We start from the raw sequence: 3471 nt of genomic DNA, 5'->3' as shown, positions 1-3471 counted from the left end.
ACACAGAATTTTTTACAGTCCCGTAAAGAGTGAAATGGGCAACGTTATCTGCTCCCAATAATGAAACGGGATCATCACTTATTTATTATCTCAGATTCATCATCCTCCTCATTTTATCTTACTGCGCAACTTAGTAGCTCAGGTTGGATCTGAGTCGTAAATGGAGCCCTTGCCAAAGCGCTTAATATCAAACTCCCGTATTTAATTCACTTAAATCTAAAGCAACTTTGTTCTGACTATGTTCTAATTTTGTTCTTTCTGTATTCTCTATGGGTGGATTATGCTTACTAAAAGACAAAAAGATACACTCAACTTTATTCGACACTACATTTACAAAAACAATGAAGGACCGCTGGTACATGAAATAGCCAAAGGGCTGGGTATTAGCTCCAGTGGTTCAACACACAAACATATACAAGCATTGATTGATGCTGGACATTTAAAAAACCTTCCAATGCGTACTCGTGGACTGCAACTTGTTGAAGATGAAGACCTAACGTCATCGGTGACGTTACCAATGTTGGGGAGAATAGCTGCTGGCAGGCTTATTGAAGCCATTGCAGATGAAACGGAAATTGACGTCAGCATCCTGTTCAAAGGTAAAGGACGCTATGTACTCAAAGTCAGCGGTGAGTCCATGAAAGACAAAGGGATCATGTCAGGGGACTATGTTGTTGTTGAAACGACTAGACAAGCCAAACATGGGGACATCATAGTTGCTTTAGTGGATGGGTATGATGCGACGCTTAAAACGTTATTTATCAATCAAGACGATACTGTCACTTTGGTGCCAGCAAATGACGCGTTTGAACCGGTCACATTAGAAACGAAAAGGTTAAGTATTCAAGGTGTGATGGTTGGTCTCTTACGTACCTACCCTTAATGAGATGAAAGCTACCAGTGAAAATTTTTGGGACCGCGTAATTATCTTAGTGGATATGAACTGTTTCTTTGCCCAAGTTGAGCAACAGGACAATCCATTTTGGCGTAATCGGCCTGTGGCTATTACCAATGGCAAATTAGGCAGCACGATCATTACCTCATCATACGAAGCCAGGGCGTATGGCGTGAAAACCGGTATGCGTCTGAAAGAAGCAAGAGAGCTTTGCCCTGATTTGATTCAAGCACCTGGCCGGCCACATCGATATGTAGAGAAATCCACTCAGATTATGCAGGCATTGGAGAAGATTACACCGGACCTAGAAATCTACTCGGTGGATGAAGCCTTTTTGGATGTCACCATGTGTCAGAGTTTGTGGGGCTCACCTGAAACGATCGCGAAACTGGTGAAAAAAACGGTGAGTGATGCATCTGGGCTCACCTGCAGCGTGGGTGTGAGTGGTGATAGAACGACTGCCAAATTCGCAGCTAAACTGGTCAAGCCTGATGGGCTAACCGTGATCGCGCCATGGGAAGCAGAAGCCAGGCTGGCCAATGAACCGGTAACGGAGCTCAGTGGTATTGCGAGGGGGATCGGCGGCTTTTTAAATAAATATGGCGTATACAAATGCGGTGATATGAAAAAGCTGCCAATCGGCATTCTGGCCAAACGTTTTGGTAACCCTGGCCGGCGCATTTGGTTGATGGCCCAGGGCAAAGATCCGGAACCCATCACCACGGTGGTGAAAGCACCTAAACAGTAGGGCACGGCAAAGTCATGCCACCTGGTACCCGAGATTTAAGGACCGTATTAATTTACCTGCAGCACATGGCTGAAAAGGTCGGCACCCGATTGCGCCGGCATAATTTTCAATCAAATCATTTTTTTATAGGTATCAAAACCGAAGAAGGTTGGCTGGGCACCAAAATAAAACTGGATAACACCACCGATGATGGTCAGATCATTTATGACCTCGGGCGGCAATTTATGCAAAAGCATTGGGTTGGCCAGGAAGCCCGGCAGGTGCAAATCACCGCGTTAAACCCAACTGAGTGCCGGCAGCAGGATATGTTTTTGGATACTAAGCATCAGCTGAAGCGCGAGAAAATTAACCAGGCAGTCGATAAGATTAATGAACGCTATGGTGAATTTACCGTGGCGCCAATGCCAGTGATGGGCCGTAGTGAAATGCCGAATGTCATTGCCCCGGCTTGGAAACCTACTGGCCATAGGAAAACGATCTGATGTGCGGTGGAGCTCACTTTCAATATGGGGATGAATACATGCGGATGTACTTCCCCAACCCCAAAGCTATGTTGCCGGTATTAAAAATAGATGGCTCAATTGAATTATTACCCTGGGGCCGACGATTAAAGCAACCAGGTAATTTACCGGTCACTGGCTGGGCAAAGATTGAATCCATCTATGGCGGTGTGTGGGAGCGGTATTTCCCCAAACCAGTAAAGATCCCTGTGCTGAGTTTTATGGAGAAAGATTTGGAAGGGCATAGCCACTGGTACGATTTACAAAAGGGCCAGTATATCCAGGGCCTAGTGGCGAGGGATGGGAATGAGAAGAGGGTGTATGTGGTGACGCTGGAACCGGAACCGGAAGATGCTCAGATCCATAGTCGTTGGCCTAGGGTGGTGCAGGATGGGGAGGAGTCAAAAATCAGAAAATTAATATATGGCTGAAAGTTATTTATCGCCCTAAAAAGGGCGATAAATAAAACATTCAGTCTAACTTATTCTTTTTTGATTCCTTCATTTATCATCTCAGTACCTTTATCGCTCGGAATGGTATAACCATCTTGTACAGATACTGTATCCGGAACAGGTGTATCTCTGACCGGCTCGGGTGGGGCCTCTACTTTTAAATTTTCTTCTTCAGACATTTTTTGCTCCAGGTGGTTTAAATAAATTTCTCTATTACCATCAAAATAATCGATATGGATAGTGCCCACATGGATATTCCGATATCTTTATACGCTTTAATTAATAAGTCTGATTTTGTTTTATTACCAGCACGAGCTTTACTCAGACAATTACTCGAAGCTTTTGTTAAAACATATTGAATACTAGTTAGATCAAGTGGTTCATAAGTTTCCAAGAATTTTTCATCTAAAGGCAACCTTTGCATTTCTATAAATTTCATGGCTCTGAATAGAAAGCTCCATGAAGTCAAAAAAGCCAAGTACGTGAAACATACCGAAATGAAGACAAGCCAAGATATAAAATTATTAAGGTTCAATATTTCACCTGCGTTGGATTCAATTAATAATGTATATCCAACAATGACTAATGAAAAAAGGCTTAAAAATTTAGAAGCTTTATCTTCTAGATTACGAAACCGCTGAAGCTCATCGTCAAATGCAGCACGAGCATATTTATATAAAAATTCGTATTTTTCATTTTTTTGAGGCTGCATAGATTTTTTTACACTCAAATCTTAAAATGAGCAATAAAAGAGAGGGATGATAGTGCCATTTTTTTATTCATATTAAATACTTTATTTATATGATGAACTTCACAATTATGGATGAATGAAAGATGATCGGCAATGTAATCGTGAATCGTACCGGGTTTATCGGA

Annotated in this window: 6 protein-coding genes; 4 read left to right on the top strand and 2 right to left on the bottom strand. The window is 42.4% G+C overall.

Features of this window, described 5'->3' with window-relative positions:
* Positions 1 to 280: 280 nt before the first annotated feature.
* Genes lexA through B3182_RS02295 form a run of 4 tightly spaced genes read left to right on the top strand, consistent with a single transcriptional unit; the run spans position 281 to position 2574 of the window.
* The gene (gene lexA, locus B3182_RS02310; protein ID WP_292737882.1) at positions 281 to 883 is read left to right on the top strand and encodes a transcriptional repressor LexA; all 603 of its coding nucleotides are present in this window, start codon (positions 281 to 283) and stop codon (positions 881 to 883) included.
* A gap of 4 nt (positions 884 to 887) precedes the next feature.
* Positions 888 to 1643: a DNA polymerase IV gene (locus tag B3182_RS02305; RefSeq protein WP_349676847.1), complete on the top strand. Its 756-nt coding sequence runs from the start codon at positions 888 to 890 to the stop codon at positions 1641 to 1643.
* A gap of 14 nt (positions 1644 to 1657) precedes the next feature.
* The gene (locus B3182_RS02300) at positions 1658 to 2125 is read left to right on the top strand and encodes a hypothetical protein (protein ID WP_292737879.1); all 468 of its coding nucleotides are present in this window, start codon (positions 1658 to 1660) and stop codon (positions 2123 to 2125) included.
* Complete coding sequence (locus B3182_RS02295) at positions 2125 to 2574, top strand: hypothetical protein (RefSeq protein WP_292737876.1); 450 nt, start codon at positions 2125 to 2127, stop codon at positions 2572 to 2574. The genes B3182_RS02300 and B3182_RS02295 overlap by 1 nt, the downstream gene beginning before the upstream one ends.
* 50 nt (positions 2575 to 2624) lie before the next feature.
* On the opposite strand, the gene B3182_RS02290 is transcribed toward B3182_RS02295, so the two are convergent.
* Together B3182_RS02290 and B3182_RS02285 are read right to left on the bottom strand one after the other, a co-directional pair.
* A complete protein-coding gene (locus B3182_RS02290; protein WP_292737873.1) occupies positions 2625 to 2774 on the bottom strand; it encodes a hypothetical protein in 150 nt (49 codons plus the stop codon).
* A 17-nt stretch (positions 2775 to 2791) separates the two neighbouring features.
* Positions 2792 to 3307: a hypothetical protein gene (locus B3182_RS02285; RefSeq protein ID WP_292737870.1), complete on the bottom strand. Its 516-nt coding sequence runs from the start codon at positions 3305 to 3307 to the stop codon at positions 2792 to 2794.
* Positions 3308 to 3471 lie beyond the last annotated feature (164 nt).

The sequence above is a fragment of the Methylophaga sp. UBA4204 genome, assembly GCF_002379485.1.
Taxonomy (GTDB): domain Bacteria; phylum Pseudomonadota; class Gammaproteobacteria; order Nitrosococcales; family Methylophagaceae; genus Methylophaga.
Note: the sequence above shows the minus strand (reverse complement) of the source record. Positions and strands in the feature narration are given on the sequence as shown.